Origin of the sequence: Micromonospora sp. NPDC048930, assembly GCF_043197935.1 — a bacterium.
In the GTDB taxonomy this organism is placed as follows: Bacteria; Actinomycetota; Actinomycetes; order Mycobacteriales; family Micromonosporaceae; genus Micromonospora.
Window position 1 is genome coordinate 16,188 of record NZ_JBICUB010000025.1, and the last position, 18,688, is coordinate 34,875.

At 69.3% G+C, this 18,688-nt stretch carries 20 protein-coding genes and 3 pseudogenes; 11 read left to right on the top strand and 12 right to left on the bottom strand.

Annotated elements, in window-relative coordinates; translation table 11 throughout:
• Positions 1-21 precede the first annotated feature (21 nt).
• Both ACGFI9_RS35065 and ACGFI9_RS35070 read left to right on the top strand, forming a co-directional pair.
• Positions 22-768, top strand: a complete 747-nt coding sequence (locus tag ACGFI9_RS35065; protein WP_393185032.1) for a hypothetical protein — start codon at positions 22-24, stop codon at positions 766-768.
• Between the two features lie 268 nt (positions 769-1,036).
• Positions 1,037-1,219, top strand: a complete 183-nt coding sequence (locus tag ACGFI9_RS35070) for a hypothetical protein (RefSeq protein WP_393185132.1) — start codon at positions 1,037-1,039, stop codon at positions 1,217-1,219.
• A gap of 66 nt (positions 1,220-1,285) precedes the next feature.
• Here ACGFI9_RS35070 and ACGFI9_RS35075 read toward each other — a convergent pair whose 3' ends face one another.
• Positions 1,286-2,059 (bottom strand): maleylpyruvate isomerase N-terminal domain-containing protein, encoded by a 774-nt coding sequence (locus ACGFI9_RS35075; RefSeq protein WP_393185034.1) that lies wholly within the window; start codon positions 2,057-2,059, stop codon positions 1,286-1,288.
• A gap of 42 nt (positions 2,060-2,101) precedes the next feature.
• Between ACGFI9_RS35075 and ACGFI9_RS35080 the strand changes: the two genes are divergently transcribed.
• Positions 2,102-2,263, top strand: a complete 162-nt coding sequence (locus ACGFI9_RS35080) for a hypothetical protein (RefSeq protein WP_393185134.1) — start codon at positions 2,102-2,104, stop codon at positions 2,261-2,263.
• 237 nt (positions 2,264-2,500) lie between these two features.
• Positions 2,501-2,695, top strand: a complete 195-nt coding sequence (locus tag ACGFI9_RS35085; protein ID WP_393185035.1) for a hypothetical protein — start codon at positions 2,501-2,503, stop codon at positions 2,693-2,695.
• 141 nt (positions 2,696-2,836) lie between these two features.
• On the opposite strand, the gene ACGFI9_RS35090 is transcribed toward ACGFI9_RS35085, so the two are convergent.
• Positions 2,837-3,385, bottom strand: coding sequence for a hypothetical protein (locus ACGFI9_RS35090; RefSeq protein WP_393185037.1), 549 nt, complete (start codon positions 3,383-3,385; stop codon positions 2,837-2,839).
• A 251-nt stretch (positions 3,386-3,636) separates the two neighbouring features.
• Between ACGFI9_RS35090 and ACGFI9_RS35095 the strand changes: the two genes are divergently transcribed.
• The 4 genes and pseudogenes from ACGFI9_RS35095 to ACGFI9_RS35110 all read left to right on the top strand — a co-directional run.
• The gene (locus tag ACGFI9_RS35095) at positions 3,637-3,798 is read left to right on the top strand and encodes a hypothetical protein (RefSeq protein WP_393185038.1); all 162 of its coding nucleotides are present in this window, start codon (positions 3,637-3,639) and stop codon (positions 3,796-3,798) included.
• A 52-nt stretch (positions 3,799-3,850) separates the two neighbouring features.
• Complete coding sequence (locus ACGFI9_RS35100) at positions 3,851-4,762, top strand: hypothetical protein (protein WP_393185040.1); 912 nt, start codon at positions 3,851-3,853, stop codon at positions 4,760-4,762.
• Positions 4,763-5,318: 556 nt separating this feature from the next.
• Positions 5,319-5,570, top strand: coding sequence for a hypothetical protein (locus ACGFI9_RS35105; RefSeq protein ID WP_393185042.1), 252 nt, complete (start codon positions 5,319-5,321; stop codon positions 5,568-5,570).
• Positions 5,571-5,638: 68 nt separating this feature from the next.
• A pseudogene (locus tag ACGFI9_RS35110) lies at positions 5,639-5,959 on the top strand (transposase); the annotation flags it as partial.
• 12 nt (positions 5,960-5,971) lie between these two features.
• Here ACGFI9_RS35110 and ACGFI9_RS35115 read toward each other — a convergent pair.
• Both ACGFI9_RS35115 and ACGFI9_RS35120 read right to left on the bottom strand, forming a co-directional pair.
• Positions 5,972-6,547: a DinB family protein gene (locus tag ACGFI9_RS35115; RefSeq protein WP_393185043.1), complete on the bottom strand. Its 576-nt coding sequence runs from the start codon at positions 6,545-6,547 to the stop codon at positions 5,972-5,974.
• A gap of 77 nt (positions 6,548-6,624) precedes the next feature.
• Entirely contained in the window at positions 6,625-6,966 is a 342-nt protein-coding gene (locus tag ACGFI9_RS35120; RefSeq protein WP_393185129.1) for a DUF6081 family protein, read from the bottom strand.
• Between the two features lie 390 nt (positions 6,967-7,356).
• Between ACGFI9_RS35120 and ACGFI9_RS35125 the strand changes: the two genes are divergently transcribed.
• Positions 7,357-8,847, top strand: coding sequence for an MFS transporter (locus ACGFI9_RS35125; RefSeq protein WP_393185045.1), 1,491 nt, complete (start codon positions 7,357-7,359; stop codon positions 8,845-8,847).
• 38 nt (positions 8,848-8,885) lie between these two features.
• Here the strand turns inward: ACGFI9_RS35125 and ACGFI9_RS35130 are convergent.
• The 4 genes and pseudogenes from ACGFI9_RS35130 to ACGFI9_RS35145 form a co-directional block, all read right to left on the bottom strand.
• Positions 8,886-8,999 (bottom strand): annotated as a pseudogene (locus tag ACGFI9_RS35130) (transposase); the annotation flags it as partial.
• 123 nt (positions 9,000-9,122) lie between these two features.
• Positions 9,123-9,992, bottom strand: a complete 870-nt coding sequence (locus ACGFI9_RS35135) for a PhzF family phenazine biosynthesis protein (RefSeq protein WP_393185048.1) — start codon at positions 9,990-9,992, stop codon at positions 9,123-9,125.
• A complete protein-coding gene (locus tag ACGFI9_RS35140; protein WP_393185130.1) occupies positions 9,992-10,555 on the bottom strand; it encodes a carboxymuconolactone decarboxylase family protein in 564 nt (187 codons plus the stop codon). Before ACGFI9_RS35140 ends, ACGFI9_RS35135 begins: the two co-directional genes overlap by 1 nt.
• A gap of 78 nt (positions 10,556-10,633) precedes the next feature.
• Complete coding sequence (locus ACGFI9_RS35145) at positions 10,634-10,921, bottom strand: winged helix-turn-helix transcriptional regulator (RefSeq protein WP_393185051.1); 288 nt, start codon at positions 10,919-10,921, stop codon at positions 10,634-10,636.
• 661 nt (positions 10,922-11,582) lie between these two features.
• On the opposite strand from ACGFI9_RS35145, the gene ACGFI9_RS35150 reads away from it, so the two are divergent.
• Positions 11,583-11,831: an EthD family reductase gene (locus ACGFI9_RS35150; RefSeq protein ID WP_393185052.1), complete on the top strand. Its 249-nt coding sequence runs from the start codon at positions 11,583-11,585 to the stop codon at positions 11,829-11,831.
• A gap of 414 nt (positions 11,832-12,245) precedes the next feature.
• Here ACGFI9_RS35150 and ACGFI9_RS35155 read toward each other — a convergent pair whose 3' ends face one another.
• On the bottom strand, positions 12,246-12,665 hold the full coding sequence (locus ACGFI9_RS35155) for a DUF6086 family protein (RefSeq protein ID WP_393185054.1): 420 nt from the start codon (positions 12,663-12,665) through the stop codon (positions 12,246-12,248).
• Between the two features lie 216 nt (positions 12,666-12,881).
• On the opposite strand from ACGFI9_RS35155, the gene ACGFI9_RS35160 reads away from it, so the two are divergent.
• Complete coding sequence (locus tag ACGFI9_RS35160; protein WP_393185056.1) at positions 12,882-13,379, top strand: GNAT family N-acetyltransferase; 498 nt, start codon at positions 12,882-12,884, stop codon at positions 13,377-13,379.
• A 24-nt stretch (positions 13,380-13,403) separates the two neighbouring features.
• Here the strand turns inward: ACGFI9_RS35160 and ACGFI9_RS35165 are convergent.
• The 3 genes and pseudogenes from ACGFI9_RS35165 to ACGFI9_RS35175 all read right to left on the bottom strand — a co-directional run.
• Positions 13,404-13,784: pseudogene (locus ACGFI9_RS35165) on the bottom strand (transposase); the annotation flags it as partial.
• A 232-nt stretch (positions 13,785-14,016) separates the two neighbouring features.
• Positions 14,017-16,770, bottom strand: a complete 2,754-nt coding sequence (gene fdhF / locus ACGFI9_RS35170; protein WP_393185057.1) for a formate dehydrogenase subunit alpha — start codon at positions 16,768-16,770, stop codon at positions 14,017-14,019.
• A complete protein-coding gene (locus tag ACGFI9_RS35175) occupies positions 16,771-18,525 on the bottom strand; it encodes an NAD(P)H-dependent oxidoreductase subunit E (protein WP_393185059.1) in 1,755 nt (584 codons plus the stop codon). It lies immediately after the preceding gene.
• Positions 18,526-18,688: the final 163 nt, after the last annotated feature.

Consider the following 18,688-nt stretch of genomic DNA (forward strand, 5'->3'; position numbering starts at 1 on the left):
TGTCGCTGGAGAGTCATTGACATGATCACAGCGACAGTCGACCGGCGGCGCACCGCCGAGCGGAGCGTTACCTTCCCGGGACCGTGGTTGGGCGGCGTATCCCTCATCGTCGGGCCGTGCCTGCTGCTGACCGGCACGCTTCTGCGGCTCGGCGTCCCGTTCTTCTTCCCGCACCAACTCGCCGAGTATCAGCGGCAGCCCACGCTGATCAGTGCCGCGTACGCGATGTTCCTCTCTGGCACCATCGCGCTATGGCCGGGCATTGCCGCGGTCGCTACACGAGTCGGCGTCACTCGGCCCGCCTGGGCGCTCTGGGGCGGCAGCCTGGTGATGTTCGGTCTGTTCGCCCGCGCCTTCCACTATGGCGTCAACACCTTCGCCTTCGCCCTGGTCGACAGCGCGGGCCTGAACACCGCTACACAAGCCGTCAGCGTCTATTACGGCTATCGCGAGTGGGTCGCCTCCAGCCTGACCATGGCTGTGATGCTCGGCTGGATCGTCCTGGCGATCGGATGTTTCCTGTCTCGGACCCTACGTCTGCTACCAGCCATCGCGTTGGCGCTGATGTCCGGCCTGATGGTCGGAGTTCTCAAGGGGAGCACCTGGGCCTCGGCCGTGCAGGTCGCCGGCTTAGCCGTGGCCTTCGTACCACTCGGTCTCACGTTCCTGCGCAGCGCCAACCGCCCATCCCCGCGGGCGGCCTGGTTGACGATGCCACTGCTCCTGCTGTTTATCGCCGGTTCGATCGTCTTCGGGCAGCTTGGCTGACAACGCTTGATCGGACGGCGACACCGATAGAAGCAACAGGTCTGTCTCATGAGACAGCGGCGAGTTAGTTCCTCGGTGGATGCTGACGTGATCAACGCAGCCGACCTGGCGGCCACCGTAGCGTGACATCGAGGGATGAAGAGCTGCTGGCCTCGGCCGGCGGCGAACGAGTTCCAGTGAGCGGCCAGTTGGTGCAGGCCGACGAGGACACGGTGCGGGACGTGATCCACCGGTTCAACCAGATCGGCCCGGCCTGCCTGGACCCTCGGTGGCGGGAGGCCGTCCCCGGCTGCTCAGCCCTGACGACGAGGACTTCGTCGTCCGGACGGCCACCACCCGCCCGACCAAGCTCAGCCAGCCCTTTACCCGCTGGTCCATCCGCAAACTGCTCGCCTACCTGCGCAAGGTGCACGGCCGGGTGATCCGCATCGGCCGCGAGGCCCTGCGCTAACCCCGGGCGCAGTGGCGCCCGCAGGAGCGCGCGCACAACCGACAGATGCGTCACACGTGCGTCGTTTTACGCGTTCGGGTCCCAGTCTGCGAGCTGCTCCATCGGCTCGGTGTCGCCGGTGGTCTCCAGGCCGTTGAGCGGGACGCGCTCGTAGAAGTAGAGGACCAGTTCGCTCGCTGCGCCTCGCATCGCCATGTCACCCGGCTCCGCGTCGGCGGCGAGGTCGTCGCAGCGGACGCCGTCGGCGTTGAGGGTCAGGCGCCAGGAGCGGCCCTCGGTCGTGTGCAGGTCGATGGTCGCCGGCTTGAACGGCCAGGGGACGGTCGTCGCCGAGACGGTCGTCAGGAACTCGTCGACGCCCTCGACCGCGACGTCCGTCGGCAGCGGCTGTGCGGCCCCCTGGGTGAGCTGGGCGTCGTAGGTGTGGACGGCGATCTCCTGGATCTGGTGCCGGGCCACGGCTCCGCTGGTCTGCGGGGCCTGCGAGCGGCCCCACCAGGTCCAGCAGCCGCGGTCCGGGCCGGCCTCGCGCATCGCGTCGAGCATGAGCTCGGTCGACTCGGCGAGCCAGGCGTCCAGGGCTTCGCGGTCGCGGGGCGCGGTCGGGGCGCCCTTCGGGTCCGTCCTCGCCGGGGGCTCAGCGCCCGGGCCCGACGCGATGATGGCGGCCTGGCGGCGGCGGCCGTCGCCGAGGTGCTGCGCCAGTTCGCGCAGCGTCCAGTCCGGGCAGGTCGGGACGTGGACGTCAAGGTCGGGGGCGGACGCGATCGCGGCGCGGAACGCGGCCGAGCGGTCTTCGATCAGCCGCAGGACCTCGGGGAATTCCAAAGCGTTTTGCACCTCGGTTGTGTATCACCGCGCTCCGGCCGCCGGGTAGCGAATTTGTCGGACGAACGCGTCGACAGCCGGCGGAGCGCCGGCGCCGAAGCCGTCCTGAAACTCCGCGCACTGCTCGCCAACGGCGACTTCGACCGCTACTGGACCTACCATCTGGGCCAAGAGCACCAGCGCAACCACCCGGCCCGCTACCAACTCGCTGCTTGACCTACGAAGTCACTCCCAGCAATCCGTACCCGTGGCCGATGTCAGCGGCCTGCGTAGTGCGCGGCCCGGCGGCGCCAGCGCCAGAGGAGTGAAACGAGAGCTAGACCTCTGACCGGGAACGTTCACCGGATGGGCCCGGGGTAGCCTGCGCCCGCGAAGGTCTATCCCCTCTGACACATCAGCCACCAGAACGAAGCCGGCCCCAACGACGAGACGATTCACCTCGACGACGAGGGCGTGTTCATCAACGAGCAGGACGGCGACGACGTCAAGCTGCTCGGCATCTACTCCTCCGATGCCGTGGCCGCAGAGCGGATCCGCCGCGCGCGTCTTCTACCGGGCTTCGCCGACGAGCCAGACCGCTTCCAGATCGGAGAGTACGACCTCGATGAGGACCACTGGACCGAGGGCTTCGTCCGCGTGCCGGTCTAGGCCTTCGGGTGAGCGACCCTACAGAGGGTCGTTCACGCCGCTTCTGTGAATGTCCTTCCTCCCCAGCGAAGGCCCTTTCTGGCGCCGTCGATGCGCGTCGATCGTCAAGGATGGCTGCCGACTGTGATGCGCCTGGAAGGGCTATGTCGCCCGGCTCGGGGGCGGCGAGCTATCGAGCAGGGCGGCCAATCGGTCGGCGGATTCGTCGGTCAGACGACGGATGCTCTGGAGGCTGACGGAGCGTTCGAGGCGGCCGTTGACGACGTACTTCAAGGTGCGCTGTTCTCCGCGCCGGTTGCGCCAAGTCAGCTCGCCGAGCAGGTCGCCGGGAACGGCGACATCGAAGCGGACCGGCGTCGCTTCGACATGTATCGGGCTCGCCCCGCAGCCGCCGGCGCCGAGCATCGCCCAGGCGTCGTGACCCGGATAGGCCGCGTCACGCCATGTTGCCGGAGCGGGGCCGCAACAGTCGCGTCGCTGCTTGTCGACGACGCGCAGACGGCTCACCAGGTAGACCACGCACCGGTTGACATGCAGCGCGAAGACATCATCGCCGACACCGACGCTGGTCCAACTGGGAAGAGACTGGTGCACCCCGCTGAACGCCAACGGGGGCCGCTCGCCGGCGCGATGCCTGCGTAGCTCCCGGCAGACATCATGGGTCCACAACACGGTGAAAGCAGACGACATGGCCGCGATCATAAGAGCGCCGACCGACAGTCCCGATCCATCGCGGCCATCCGCTGAGGCACGACGCGCACCGACGCGCGTGCCATTACGCACCGCCCTCAATCACATCCGGATCTTCCGCCCTTCCGACCGCCACAGCGGGTGACGGGCCTGTCGTGGCGCTCGACGCACGGGCCTGCCGAGAAGGTGGTCTTCACGGCATTGGGTAGGCGTACATGTTGGCCGCCGTAGAGTCGCTGGGGTGAAGCCAGGTGATCATTGGCTGTCATCCCGGCGGCGCCAAAACTCTCGCCATGCTGCCGGTGGACGGCGTCGACCTGTTGCTGTCTGCCGGCGGTGCGGCATCCGGCGAGAGCGAGGCGCCTATCTCCGGCCGGCTCGCGGACTGCGGACGGCGCCGTGATGACGGTTGACTGGGGTCGGCTCCGGCATGCGTACGGCTGGGCGACGGACACTCCGGCGCATTTGGACGCGCTGGAGTTCGGCGACGCGGAGGCCCGAGCTGCCGCGCTTGACCATCTCGATATCGCGGTGCTGCATCAGGGTTTCCCTGAGACGGCGACCGCGCCCGCCGTACGGGCCGTAACCGCGCTCCTCGCCGATGGGCGGGCCCACCGGGACACTGTCGAATCGCTCCTGGAGTTCCTGGGCGACGCGGCCCTGAGCGTGACCTCCCTTGCTGACGATCGCTACTTCGCCGAGATACTGCCCGACCTCGCCGACGCCGTGGCGCAGGCATATCCGGTGGTGCTTCCGCTGCTCGCGGCGTCCCCGCCGGACCGGGCCCTGTTCCGCGCGGAGAATCTTGTGGCGATTGCGCAGCTGGCGTCTTTGGCGGACCGGCGGGAGGAACTGGCCGTTCTCGTCTTGCGGTGGTCAGAACGAGGCGTCGGGCCGCAGGCGCAGTGGATGGGCTGCCTCGGCCAGCTTGGCGTCGACCTTTACGACCGGCTCACCGATCCGGACCCGGGCGTCCGGCTCCGGGCCGCGCTGGCCCACGAGGACAACTCGCGGAGCCGGGAGCTGATTGTCGCCGCGCTGGCGGAGCTGCCGCCCCCGGGCCTGCACCAATACGAGCTCGTCGCCGCGGCGATCCGCGTCGCAGCCGACTTCAACGCTATCGCCACCGCTGCATGCCGGGTGGCCAGTCGGGACAGTTGGGCTGGCTTCGACAACGGCTGGGGCGCGTTGGTGCGCTTCGCTTTCCCCACGCCATACGGGAAGCACCGACCGCTGACCGAACCGCAGCGTGCGCTGCTTCGAGCATTGATCAATAACGACACGCTCTGGGATCCCACGAACGGGAGCTGCGGGCTCGTCTTCAAGCAGGCCGGACTACCACACAGCCGGAGTGCGTGCCGCCGGCTCGCTGGGTGACCGCCCTGCAAGATCAGGCGTACTGGGATCTGGGGATTTCGCGATGGCCGTCTCTTACACCACCAGCGTCGCGACCACGCGCTGCCCAAGACCTGTCCGTCGCCAAGAGGATCAGTCGAGCTGCTCGTCCGCCTCGCGGTAACCGTGAGCCGACAGCACGGCCAGGAGCCGCTCATCCCACGCCCTTTCATCGGCGTCACGCCAGCGATGCCGCTGGGGGCACTCCCAGTTCGGTGGCTGATCGGGAAGGAAGCAACCGCCAAGTACGATCTCACCCTTCGCCGCTGCGTCAACGGCTTCGGGAACGGGTAGACCGAATAGCAGAGGCGCACCTGCCGCACCACATTTAGGGCAGTCCGGGATCACACTCGCACCCTACTCGGCGGGCATCCTGTTCCGTCGCCGACCGAGCGTCACGTACGTTGGAACGCGCGGTGGCACTCGGCGTGAGTCTTGCCGAAGTCCGCGTGCACCGTTCACCGGCAGCCGTTCCTCTGATGCACCCGCCGCGGCGCCCTCCGCCCGCACGGCGAGTGCGGTCGGGTATGAAGGCGCGATGAGCGACATGGTCGTTGGCGCGCTGTTGTCAGCTATCGCAGCCCTCGAGGCCTTCCTCGAGCTTGACTCGCAGGCGTACATGGCTACCAACGCGCTGGAAGAGATCGCCTACCGGCTCAGCGAGATGAGCGACGGGGAACGGCGCAACTTCGGCGCAGCCATTTCGCGCATCGCGGCTGCATATGACCTGGAGGAGCCGGGCACCGGCGAGTGGGTTCGCAATGTGCCACGGAACCTGGGCCTGGCGTAGCCGCGGTCGTGCCGAGTTGCGGATGGCGTGCCAAGGAATAACCGTGGGGCCGTCCAGTTGATCGAGCCGGCCGGCCCCGCAAGCGACCCGAGATGCTCATCGCCGACAAGGGCTACGCGGACGACTCCACCCGCCGGGCGCTACGGCAGCGGGGCATCCGGCATGTCATCCCCGAGCGATCCGACCAGGTCGCCCGCCGGGCCGCCAAGGGCAGCGCCGGCGGCAGGCCACCGGTCTTCGACAAGGTGATCTACAAGAAGCGCAACGTCGTGGAACGCTGCTTCAACCGCCTCAAACAGTGGCGTGATCTGGCCACCCGCTACGCCAAACGCGCATCCCTCTACCGCGCCAGCCTGGTCCTCATTGCCGCCATCATCTGGCTTCCATGATCGGCAGAAAACCTAGTTGCTGCGTTTGCTGGCGTCGAGGGCAGCCTGCTCCACTCGCTGGCGGTAGTCCAGCCACCATGACTCGTCGGCGGCGGGCAGGTTGTCGTTCCTGGGCAGCAGCCCGGCCGCGCCGTCGATGAGTTCGCGCACGATGTCAGCGTGGCCGGCGTGCCGTTGTGTTTCCGCGATGACGTGGACCAGGACGTGGTGCAACGTGACCGCTGCATCGCCCCACCACGGCACGCGGCCGACCTCATCCAGTGCAAGGGCTTCAATGGTGGTGTCGGCGTGGGCGATCGCGCGACGGTAGAGAGCGACGATCTCCTCGCGGGTCTCATCCGCAGTCGCCCACATGTCGGCATTGGTCTCCGCTCCGTCGCCGACGTACGGCAGCTCCTGCTCGAACGGTCGGCCGAACACGACGCCGAAGTAGAGGATCTCCATGGCCGCCGAGTGCTTCACCAGACCGAGCAAGTTGGTGGCGGTCCGGGTCAACGGACGCCGAATATCGTATTCGCTGAGCCCGTCGAGCTTCCACAGCAGCGCGTCGCGGCCGCCCTTCAAGTAACTGTGCAGGTCTGCCTTCATGGCGGCACTATGGCATCCGGTTGGGTGTCGGCGCTGCCCCGGACGATCCACGGAGCTCATGATCGGCAGGACATGCCCTAGCCGAGTTGGCGCGCGTTGGCGAAGCGGAAGTTCCGCCATATCCCGCGCATCCCCTGACCGCGGATCGATGTACTGCGGCCGTCGGCCTGGGGGTGCAGCGTGAACAGGCCGAAGCCGAGACTCACGCTGTCGGGTAGTTGGTCGAGCGTGACCGTGTAGGTGAGGTTGCCGTCGACGAACCAGCAGGCGCGCGGTCGGTCGGTGTCGAGTTCGATCACGTATTGGTTGAAGTGGCCGGGCGCGCTTCGCGCGCCGGCGAACGGCGCTTCGATGAGGTACGTGAACGCGGTTTCGGGTGCCACACCAGGCAGCGGTAGTTGCTCGTGCAACGCCCAGATCCGCTCCCCTGCGGGTCACCCGTGAGCAGCGTCGAGGCGAACGAGGTGTCGGCCCGCGACGGCTCCCAGGTGAACGTGGTCAGCGTGCCGGGGACGGCCGTACCCGCCGAGCGCTGAGCCCGGCGGGAAGTCGGCGCGCGAACCGCTCCATCAACGTCGGGTGATGCTGGTCGCCGCTCCCGTCGCGGAGGAAATCCGAAGCCGCTGCGGGGACGGAATCCCGCCAACTACCGTGGGACGTGACACGGGTTTCCGCGCCGGTCGCGTTCCGGGCTCCCGCCTGCCGCCCGCTCGCCGATGAGGCCTTCCTGACCCAGCTCGTCGCTCCCCGCCCCCGCCTGACCGTCCCGACGTACACCGCCGGCAACGAGTCGTCACGGAGGCCGCACCATGCCCGGAACCACCTCGACCGGCCCCGGCTCGCCCGGCGCCGAGACGGCGACAGCGGCGCACCCGCGGCGTTGGGTCGCGCTCGCGATCATCGCGGTCGCCCAGCTGATGGTGGTGCTGGACGCCACGATCGTGAACATCGCGCTTCCCCAGGCCCAGGCCGACCTGGCGATCACCGACGCCGACCGGCAGTGGGTGGTCACGGCGTACACGCTGACCTTCGGCGGCCTGCTGCTGCTCGGTGGCCGGATCGCCGACTACTGGGGCCGCAAACGGACCTTCCTGGTCGGCATGGCCGGCTTCGCGCTCGCCTCGGCCGTCGGCGGGCTGGCCACCAACGGCGGGATGCTCTTCGCCGCACGCGCGTTGCAGGGGGCGTTCGGCGCGCTCCTCGCCCCGGCCTCGCTCGCGCTGCTCACCGTGCTGTTCACCGAGACGCGGGAGCGGGCCAAGGCCTTCGCCGTCTACGGCGGGATCGCCGGTGGCGGGTCCGCCGTCGGCCTGCTGCTCGGCGGCGTGCTCACCGAGTACGCCGACTGGCGGTGGTGCCTGCTGGTCAACATCCCGATCGCCGCCGTGGCGCTGGCCGCCGCGATCCCGCTGGTGCCGGAGAGCCGGGCGCACGGCGACACCCGGTACGACGTGCCCGGCGCGCTGGTGGTCACCGCCGGCTTGGTGAGCCTGGTGTACGGGTTCACCCGGGCCGCTGAGGACGGCTGGGAAGCCACCGCGACGATCACCTTCATCGTGGCGGGCGTCGCGCTGCTCGCCACGTTTGTGCTGATCGAGTTGCGCTCCAGCCACCCGCTGCTGCCGATGCGGATCCTGCTGGACCGCAACCGCAGCGGGGCGTACCTCGCCTCCACCCTGATCGGCGCCGGCCTCTTCGGCGCGTTCCTCTTCCTGACCTTCTACTTTCAGGTGGTGCTGCGGTACACGCCGCTGGAGGCGGGCCTCGCCTCGCTGCCGGTGACCGTCGGCGTGCTGCTCGCCGCGGGTGGCGCCAGCCAACTGCTGCCCCGCGTCGGCGCGAAGCCGCTGATGCTGGGCGGCGCGGCGCTCGCGGCGGTGGGCATGCTCGTGCTCACCCAGATCGACGTGCACACCTCGTTCGTCACCCACCTACTGCCCGCCCAGGTCGTCCTCGGCCTAGGGCTCGGCTTCACGTTCGTGCCACTGTCCAGCCTCGCCCTGTACGCGGTGCCCGAGCACGACGCGGGTGCGGCCAGCGCCACGCTGAACGCCACCCAGCAGATCGGCGGCTCGCTCGGCACGGCGCTGCTCAACACCATGTACACCAGCGCGGTCACCGGATACCTCGCGACCCGGGTGCCGGGCCCGGCCACCCAGGTCAGGGCGCTGGTCCATGGGTACTCGGTGGCCTTCGCCTGGGGCGCCGGGTTGATCCTGCTCTCCGGCCTGACAACCCTTATCCTGATCAAGGTCCACCGGCAGGACGTCCCCGCCGGCGGCGCAGTGCACATCGGCTGAGCCCCGCCGCCGCATTTATATCCTTGACCAGTCGCTGCCTTGACGCCCCGGTTGCGTAGGTCGTTCAGCACGCTCATCCAAAACTTGGCGTCCTCACCACTGGCGCTGGCCCACAGCCCGAGGATGTCCTTGTCCCTGCCGAGGGTGACCCCGAAGGTTGGGCGGGTGACGGTGACGGCGCTGGGATGCGGCGTGCGTTGCCGGAGCCCTCGGAGGCGTTTGTGCTGGGTTGGGGGCTTGAGGCCGACGCGGATGATGTTGACGGAGGCTGCACATTAGGTAGTACGGCGGCTTCCGTGTCGCAGCTGGTGACGGGCGACTCCGCCGATTCGGGCGACGATGCCGTTTCGAGTTTGTGTCGCGGTCGCGAAGACCGATGATGGGCGGCCGAGCATGTCGCCCTGATGGACTTCGATGCCGCCATTGCGGGACGTGTCCATGAGGTGGGCGGCCAGGCAGCCGGCGCTGTTGGCGTTAGCGATGTCTTCGTCGACACCAATCGCGGGGGCGAACATGCGAGCGTCGGCCGTTCTTGCGGTCGGCGACAGTGCGTAGGTGAAGCAGCCGAGGTAGCCGAGCCGGCGGCATTCGGCTGCCAGCCGAGCGAAGTCGGGCCGCATTGCCAGCAGCGTCCGGCGGTGTCGGACGGGAACGAGGAGTCGCGGCGTACCGGGCGAGGCGATCCGCAGGTCGTTGGCGATGACGTCATTGGGCGTCAGGCCGAGTGCCGCGATGATGCCGCTGGTGGCCGCGCCGGCGCAGTCTCGCAGCGCGATGATGCCCTGGTCGAACCAGACTTCGATGCCGTCGTGGCGGCGGGTGGCGGTGATGGCGAAGGTGCGGTTGCCGGTGCGCTGGTGTCCGTGGTGCTGGGTGGCCCCGCTGCGGTGAAGCAGGACGGCCCGCGCGGCGATGATGCCGTGGCCGCAGTTGGTGAGCTCGCCCTTGGTGGTGAAGAACCGTACGGCCGGGGCATCGGCGGCGCTGGTGTCGACGAACGCGGTGTGTGAGGTGCCGGCCGTTGATGCGATCGCGTGCCGTTCGTCGTCGGTGAGTGTGGCATCGTCGATCACGACCGTGGTGGGGCTGCCACCTCGCCCGTCGCGGGTGCAGGCGTCCACCACCGTCGCCTGGATGCTGCCCATCAGGTTGTGACGTCGGCGAAGCGGGGCGCGCCCGGCTCGAGTTCGACGAGGGCGGCCCGGGCGGCGAAGCTGATCGCGTGGTACCAGCCGCAGAGCAGGAGGAGGTCCAGCAGTTGCGGCTCGTCCAGGACCTCACGGGCGATTCGCCAAAGTTCGTCGTCGATGTCCGATGTGTCGTGCAGGGCGTCGGCCACCTGGATGAGCGCTCGTTGCCGGCCGGTGGCCCAGCACGAATCGTTCGGCATTCCGTGGGTGAGCGAGGCGATCTCGGCTTGGGTGAGTCCGGCGCGGTGGCCGAAAACCATCAGATGGACGCCCCACTCGTACTCGCAGCGGCAGCGTGCGCAGGTGCGCAGGATGACGATCTCGCGCTCGCGGAGCGTGAGGGACAGTTGCCGGCCGAGCTCGTATCGGCCCCAGTGGCTCATCGCAATGGTCATCGGCAGGTTCTTGGCGAACGTCCGGAACAGGCCGATCGGCGGCATGCCGGTCGGCATCATCGCACCGAGTTGGGTCGCGACGTCCGCGGTGAAGGGCGGTTCGAGCGCAGGTATGCGAGCCATGGCCACCCTCCCGATGATTCGGATTCAGAAGCACCATAGCGATTCGCTTTTCGAAGCGCTAGGGGCTGCTGCCTGGCGCTACGCCCCACCCTCCTCCGTCACGACCGAAGCCCACGCGTCGGACCAGCGGGCGAGTGGGCGCAGGGCCTGGTAAACGCCGTGGCCGAGTTCGGTGAGACCGTAGGTCGTGTCCTGCTGCTGCGCGACGAGATGCGCGTCGAGCAGTTCAGTCAACCGCTGTCGCAGCACGCTGGAGGACATGTTGTCGCAGCGCTGCTGCAGCGCGCGGAAGCCGACCGGCCCGTCCTGCAACTCCCAGATGATGCGCAGATTCCAGCGGCGCCCGAACAGGTCGAGGGCAGCCATCAACGGACGTCCGGTGCTCGATCCTCGTACCGGCCGCCCCGGCCTGGGCATCGCCATCGCCCGTCCCGCCCCTCTGGATGCTTCGATATCCGATACAGTAACGTCCGAGCCGACCGATTCGATTTCCGAAGCGAAGGGGGCTTCGTGCGGCGATTGCGTACCGCCTTGTGCGAACGGCTAGGCATCGCGCTGCCGACCATCCAGGCGCCGGTGGGTTCGGCCGCGGGACCAGAACTTGCCGCAGCCGTATCCGAGGCCGGCGGCCTCAACGTGGCCTGCATCCCTTCCGCAGTGCTGCGTAAAGGATCATCTCCACCGGCCCGGTGGACCTTCGACTTCGCGGCCACCCACCAGAAGATTCACGGGACCGCGACGTTCGCCGACGCCGGAACCCTGCATGTCACCGATTCCCCAGGCGGCCCAAGCCGATCGGGCTCGACCACTGCATTATCGCGACCGGCGCCAACTCGCTGATTCTGGCGGTGCCCCACCGGACGGGGCGCGAAGAGCCGTTGCCGATGTTCGTGGTGGTGCCCGTATGGCGACGGCTCCTGATCTCTAGGGCGTTATGGTCGTCCGCTCTCAAACGGAGGTTGTCATGCACAAGCTGGTGGTCCTGTATCCCAAACCCGCCGATCCCGACCACTTCCGCGACTACTAGGTGACCAACCACCTCCCGCTGGTCACCCGCATGCCCGGCCTGCTCGCATGGCGCTACAGCCTCGACGTGGCAGCGACGCAGGGACAGACGCCGTACTTCGCGGTCTTCGAAGCCGAGTTCGCTGACGCTGCGGCAATGACCGCGGCGAGGACGTCGCCGCAGGGCCAGCAGGTGGCCGCCGATGTCGCCAACTACGCCACCGGTGGTGCGATCGTCATCCACTATCCGGTGCAACACGGCACCGGCTGAGCCTGAACCCCAGACGTAGCCCCCCGTATCCACGGAGCGCTACGTCGGCCTCACAGCCAAAGGCGCCAGCCCCGGCGGTGCCAACATCGCGGCCGTCGTCACCGCCGTGAACGCGTTCCTGGCCACTGCCGAGCGGCTGTAGGTGTTGGGTCGCCCGTGATGAGGCACAGGACACTGCCCCCCCGTAGGACCGGTCGTCGACATCGAGGCGCTTGACCCGACCGGCCTTGACCTTGACCTCGGCCCTAGAGGGTGAGATATCGCAGTTTCACGGCTGGCCCGCCACCGCTTGATTCGGCTTTCCGCACATGCCGCGATCCGCGCGGCACGCAGGGTGACGGCGACGCTTGCTGCCCGCCGTCCAGAACAGCGATGAGCGTGCGTTTGAGGCGCCATGCAGTCAGGTGTGTGGCGTCAGCGTGGCATGGCGGGGGCCAGGGCATCGGCAAGTTCCCGCAGACGGACTGGGTCGCCCAGTGCGCCGAATCCGCCGGGACCCACCGAGACATCCCGCGGGTCCAGCGTGGCAGGTGCGTGCAGGGAAGGCACAGCGCGGCCAGCACGGTCGACAAGAACGAGCGCGGTGGCGAGGAAGCCCTCCAGCAAAGACCTCAGAATCGCGTGGCTGGCGGACAGGTATTGCTTGACCAGGGCGTCAACGAAGCCGACAAAGACGTCCAGATCAACTTCGTAGTCGTCGGCGTCCATCGCACCGATTCCGGTTGGCGTGGCCACCAGCGGGGCGACCGCCTCACTGGTACGGACGAAGAGCTCCGCCACGCGGTTAGAAGGGTTCCACAGGACCAGGTCGCCAACCTGGAAGTACTGACTCACCGAAGCATGATCACTGACCGGTGCCAGTCAGCCAAGACCGCGTCCGCGACTCTCCTACCGCCGGCTGCGCCTTCGGCGTCGCCCTGTCGTGCAGACATGCGGATGTCCGTGAGGCGTCTGGCACCCAGGTCCCGTGCGGCGAGATCCGACTAGGCCCTGTCCTGTCGATCATGGGGAGGACTTCAGGGCCGCTGCATTGCCACTACGATCTCGACGATGCGAAAGACAGGGCTAGCGGTTCGGCCGGCGACGTTGGCCGATGTTTCTTCGTTGGTGGAGTTGCGCCTGGCCAACGCCGTGGCTCATGTCGCTCTCGATCCGCGCATCTACCGCGTCCCGCAGCGTGAGGCGGTGGTACGCCACTTCACCGCGATGTTGACCGATGAGTCGGGGCGGGATGCTGTTCTCGTTGCTGAGCCTCATGATGGCCGCGTGGTCGGGATGGTTGAGGTGTTGCGGACCTCCGAACCGCCAGAGCACCAGATCCTTCGGCCCGAGCCCTCGGCGCAGGTACACACGGTTGTCCTGGCCGATGTCCGAGGGCTCGGGGTGGGAGCCGCGCTGCTGGATGCGGCCGAACAGTGGGCGATCGACCAGGGGATCGCCTATTTGTCGGCCGGTATCTACCACGGCAACGTCGGTGCGGTGCGCTTCTATAGCCGGCACGGCTACACCGATTCCGGTGTCTCCCTGGTCAGACGCCTGCCAGGTTAGGGCCCGCGGTGTCGGTCATCGGAGTCAGATGACGGCGGCGATGAGCACGAGGCTGGCCCGGTAGAGGGATGCACGTTTGGCGTAGCGGGTGGCCAGATCACGCCACTGTTTGAGCCGGTTGAAGCAGCGTTCCACGACGTTGCGCTTCTTGTAGATCACCTTGTCGAAGGCCGGTGGCCTGCCGCCGGCGCTGCCCTTGGCGGCCCGGCGGGCGACCTGGTCGGATCGCTCGGGGATGACATGCCGGATGCCCCGCTGCCGTAGCGCCCGGCGGGTGGAGTCGTCCGCGTAGCCCTTGTCGGCGATCAGCATCTCGGGTCGCTTGCGGGGCCGGCCGGGTCGGGGCTCGTTGACCCGGATCGCGTCCAGCAAGGCCAGCAGTTGAGGGTTGTCGCCGGCCTGGCCCACCGGTGCGAGAGCAGCCGGTCCACCGCGGCGACCAGCCGGTCGGCAGGTGGGGCGAGCTCACCAGCGAGATGGCGGGCGAAGGGGGAGGGCTGCACCGGGACGCCGCCCAGGTAGATCCGGCCCGTCGTGCCGTCGATGGAGATGACAGGGCCGGACGGGATGTGGGCCGGGGCCGGAGGCCCCAATCACCACCGGGCCGGTGCGTTGGCATTTACGGGGACAGCCGCGTTCACTGCCGGCCTCGTCGGGGATTACATGCCGGCCGGCCGGGCACGACGGCGAGGCTCTCGGCCTGACGTCCGGCTCTGACTGGGCTCAGGGAGACGGCGGTCACCTTGTATTCGGGGCAGCCGGTTTCCGTGTCGGTGGCGTCTGAGGTGAGGGCGTTGGTGCGGGTGTCGGGGAAGTTGAAGGTGGTGAACATGTGGCCGGGGGCGACGGTGTCGGTCAGGTGGACGGGGTAGGTGATGGTTGCCCGACGGCTGGTCACCTCGACGAGATCGCCGTCGGCCAGTCCGAGCCGCGCGGCGTCGTCGGGGTGCAGATCGAGGACCTCGTGCGGGCGAAGCTGATGGTTCGGGGTGCGGCGGCTCATCGATCCGCTGTTGTAGTGCACCAGCCGGCGGCCGGTGATCAGGATGTACGGGAAGTTGGCGTCGGTTTGCTCGCCCGGGGGCAGGTACGGCCGGGCGGCGAGCGCGGCGCGGCCGTCGGGCGTGGCGAACGAGTCGAGGTAGAGGCGACCTTCGCCGGGTTGGTCCGGGCTGCGGCACGGCCAGTGCAGCGGCCCGTCCCTGTCGAGTCGGGTGTGGGAGATGCCGGCGAATGTGGGGGTCAGCGCGGCGCATTCGGCCATCGCGTCGGCGGGGGTGGGGCAGCCGAGGTCGGCGCCCATCGCGCGGGCGAGCAGGTGCAAGATGTCGAAGTCGCTGCGGGCCTCTCCGGGTGGGTCCAGCGCCGGTCGAACCCGCTGGACCCGTCGGTCGAAGTTGACGAAGGTGCCGTCCTTTTCGAGGAAGGGCACGGCGGGGAACACCACGTCGGCGTGTTCGGCGGTGGTCGAGAGGAACACGTCGTGGTTGATGACGAGGTCGCAGGCGGCCAGTGCCCGGCGCACATTTCCGCTGTCCGGGTCGGTCTGCGCGATGTCCTCGCCGATGACGTATATCGCGCGCACGTGGCCAGCGATGGCTGAGGCGAACATGTCCAGGATGCGCAGCCCTGGCCGCTCGGGTACGGCGACTCCCCAGGCCCGACTGAGTCGGTCGTGGACGTCGGGGTCGGTGACGCGTTGGTAGCCGGGGAGCATGTCCGGCAGGGCGCCCATGTCGGAGGCGCCTTGGACGTTGTTCTGTCCGCGCATGGACAGCACACCGCAGCAGTCGGGGGTGCCGACCGCGCCTTTGAGGATGGCCAGGTTCGACAGGGTGCGTACGCCGTCGGTGCCGTGGGCGTGTTCGGTGACGCCGAGGCCGTAGACGATCGCCGGGCGACGTGCTGCCCCGTACAGGCGGGCGGCCGCGACCAGCGTCTCGGGCGCGACCCCGGCGAGCCGTGCCGCGTGGTCGGGTGGATAGTCGGCCAGCAACGCGGTGAGTTCCGCGAGCCCGCTGGCCCGGGTGCGGAGGAAGTCCTCGTCGGCGTACCCCTCGTCGAGCAGCACCCGGGCGACGCCGTTGAAGACCGCGACGTTGGATCCCGGTCTGGCCTGGACGTGCACGTCGGCCATCTCGGCCAGGTCGATGCGGCGGGGATCGATGACGACGAGCCGTGCCCCGCGTAGCACCAGCTGTTTGATCCTGGCCCCGATGACCGGGTGGGCCTCGGTGGGATTCGCCCCGGCGATCAGGATGCAGTCGGTGTCGTCGAGGTCGTCGACGGAGTTGGTGCCGCCGGCGTAGCCGAACGAGGCGGCCAGCCCGACCGCGGACGGGGCGTGGCACAGCCGGGAGCAGTTGTCGATGTTGTTGGTGCCGAGCACGACGCGGGCGAACTTCTGGGCGAGGTAGTTCTCCTCGTTGGTCGCCCGCGCAGAGGAGATCATGCCGATGGCGTCGGGTCCGTGGCGGTCGCGGATGCCCGCCAGCCGGGTGGCGGCGAAGGTGAGAGCCTCCTGCCAGGACGCCGGTCGTAGCGGCGTGCCCCGGCCGCCGTCGCGGATCAGTGGGGTGGTCAGCCGGTCTCGGGACCGGGTGAAGGCGTGTGCGAAGCGGCCCTTGACGCAGGCGTGGCCGCGGTTGACCGGCGCGCTGTGCACCGGGGTGATCGCGGCGACCGTCTCGTCACGTACGTGTACCCGCAGGGTGCAGCCCACCCCGCAGTACCCGCAGGTGGTGGTGGTCGTCCGGCTGATCGGGCGCGGGTCGGCCAGCCCTGGTTCGGACAGCGCCCCGCTCGGGCAGGTGTCGACGCAGCCGCCGCAGGCCACGCACGGGGACGAAACCCACGGCTCTCCGGTGCCGGCCACGACGACGGTGTCGAACCCGCGCCCAGCCAGGGAGAGCGCGAACGTGCCCTGCACCTCGGCGCACATGCGCACGCACCGGTTGCAGGCGATGCACAGGTCCCGGTCGAGTTTCACGTACGGGTGGGAGTGGTCGACGCCCGCGTTTCGGGTCGCACCGTCGAAGCGGCTTGCGGTCAGGCCGAAGTGCTCGCAGGCGCGCACCAGTTCACTGCGCTCGGCGGGGATGTCGAGGGCGCGGGCGGGCAGTTGGGAGACGAGGAGCTCCAGGGCGAGCCGCGCCGACCTGCGGGCGGCATCGTCGTCGGTGTGTACCTCCATGCCCTCTGCGGCGGGGGTGGTGCAGGCCGGCATCGCGCGCCCCCGCACCCCGACCAGGCAGACCCGGCACGATCCCTGCGGGGTGAGCCGCTCGTCGTAGCAGAGGGTCGGCACGACGGCCCCGGCCGCCCGTACGGCGTCCAGCACGGTCGCCCCCTCCGCCACCTCAAGGCCGATGGTGTCGACGGACAACCGCATCTACTCGCCCCCCTCGTTGGTGGGGGCCGCCTGGTGCAGCTCGTCGGAGTACACCCGCAGCAGGCTGCGGACCGCGCAGGCCACCCCGCGACCGAACGCGCACAGGCTCGCCACAGTCAGCACCTCGAGCAGTGGTTCGTGGTCGGCGAGCACCGCCGCGGCCTGCGCGGGTTCCCGGATCCGCTCGACCAGTTCCATGCCACGGCGGGTGCCCACCCGGCAGGGTGTGCAGGCTCCGCAGCTCTCCGCCGCCCCGAACGCCCAGGCGTGCCGCAGGATCGCGGCGGCCGGCACGGTCGAGTCGACCGCGACGAGGCTGGCATGTCCCAACGCGGCGCCGGCCTCCGTGAGCGGTCGGGTCAGCAGCGGCAGGTCGAACTGGTCCGGGGTGAGGAAGCCGCCGAGCGGGCCACCGACCTGCACCGCGCGCAGCTGGTACGGCTCCCGCAGGCCGCCGCCGAGATCGTTCACGAGGTGGCGCAGCGGCACGCCGAACTCCACCTCGTACACCCCGGGCCGGCGGAACCGCTGGCTCAGGCAGACCAGTTTGGTGCCGGGCTCGTCCGGGTGGCCCAGCCGGGCGTAGGCCGCCCCGCCGTGCCGGACGATCCACGGTACGGCCGCCAGGGTCTCCACGTTGTTGACCGCGGTCGGCCGTCCGAGGAAGCCGTGGCTGGTCGGGTACGGGGGGCGTGCCCGCACCGCCGCCCGCAGCCCGGCCAGGGCGTGCAGCAACGCCGTCTCCTCCCCGGCCACGTATGAGCCGGCGCCCACCACGATCTCCACGTCGAAGTCGACCGGCGAGCCGTGCACCCGCTCGCCAAGATGACCGGCCTCCCGCGCCTGCGCCACCGCGGCACGCAGCCGATCGGCGGCCGCCGGGTACTCCGACCGCACGAGGATCAGCCCGTGCCGCGCGCCCACCGCGAACCCGGCCAGCGCCAGGCCCTCCAGGATCCGGTGCGGATCGTGCTCCATCAGCAGCCGATCCCCGTACGAGCCGGGGTCACCCTCGTCGCCGTTGCCCACCACGTACCGGGGCGCGGGTTCGCTGGCGGTCATCGACCATTTCTTCGCCACCGGGAAACCGGCCCCGCCTCGCCCGCGCAAGCCCGAGGTGGCGATCTCGGACCTGATCTGCTCAGGTGAGCCCGTTACCACCACGCTGGGCCACACCGTCCACGGCTCCTCGCCGCCGACCAGCCCGGCCAGCACCACCGGCTGATCGACCGCGCTCGCGTACGGTATCTCCGCCGCCCGCATCTTCAACGGCTCGACCCAACCAGGCCTCGTCCGCCGCTGCGCGGCCAGCGGGTCACCGAACAGCCCGCCCAGTGTCTCCCCGCTGGCTGGTAGCTTCCCGTCGAGTACGGCGGGGGAGTCGTAGCAGTAGCCCAGGCACCGGACGCCCTGCAGCGACACCGACCCGTCCGTGGCGCGCTCGCCCAGGCGTACGCCCAGCGCCTGTTCCAGCTGCGCGATGTGCTGGCCCTGGCTGCTCACAAAGCACGAGGTCCCTTCGCACACCCGGACGTGCCGCCGGCCCCGCCGGCCCTCCGCGAAGTCCGCGTAGTACGTCGCCGAACCGGTCACGGCCGCCACCGGCCAGCCGAACTCGCCCGCGGCCCGCGCCAGATCCTCGGCGTCGACTCGCCCGTCCTCCGCTTGCGCCTGCCGAAGCCGATCCAGCATCCGCGTACCCGGCCGGCGCAGGCGGTCCTGCAACTCGACGAACGCCTCCCGCGACTCGCCCATCACACCAACCCCCGCGCACGCCGATCCGAAGGAAAACGTACGTCGGCTTCGAGACGGTTCGCGGGCAAATCGGCAGGTTATCGCTCGGCGATGAAGAACCTCCGGTCGGGCATCACCCGGCTCCCCGCGCCCGGGTCCTTCGACCCGTTCCGGATTGCCCCGG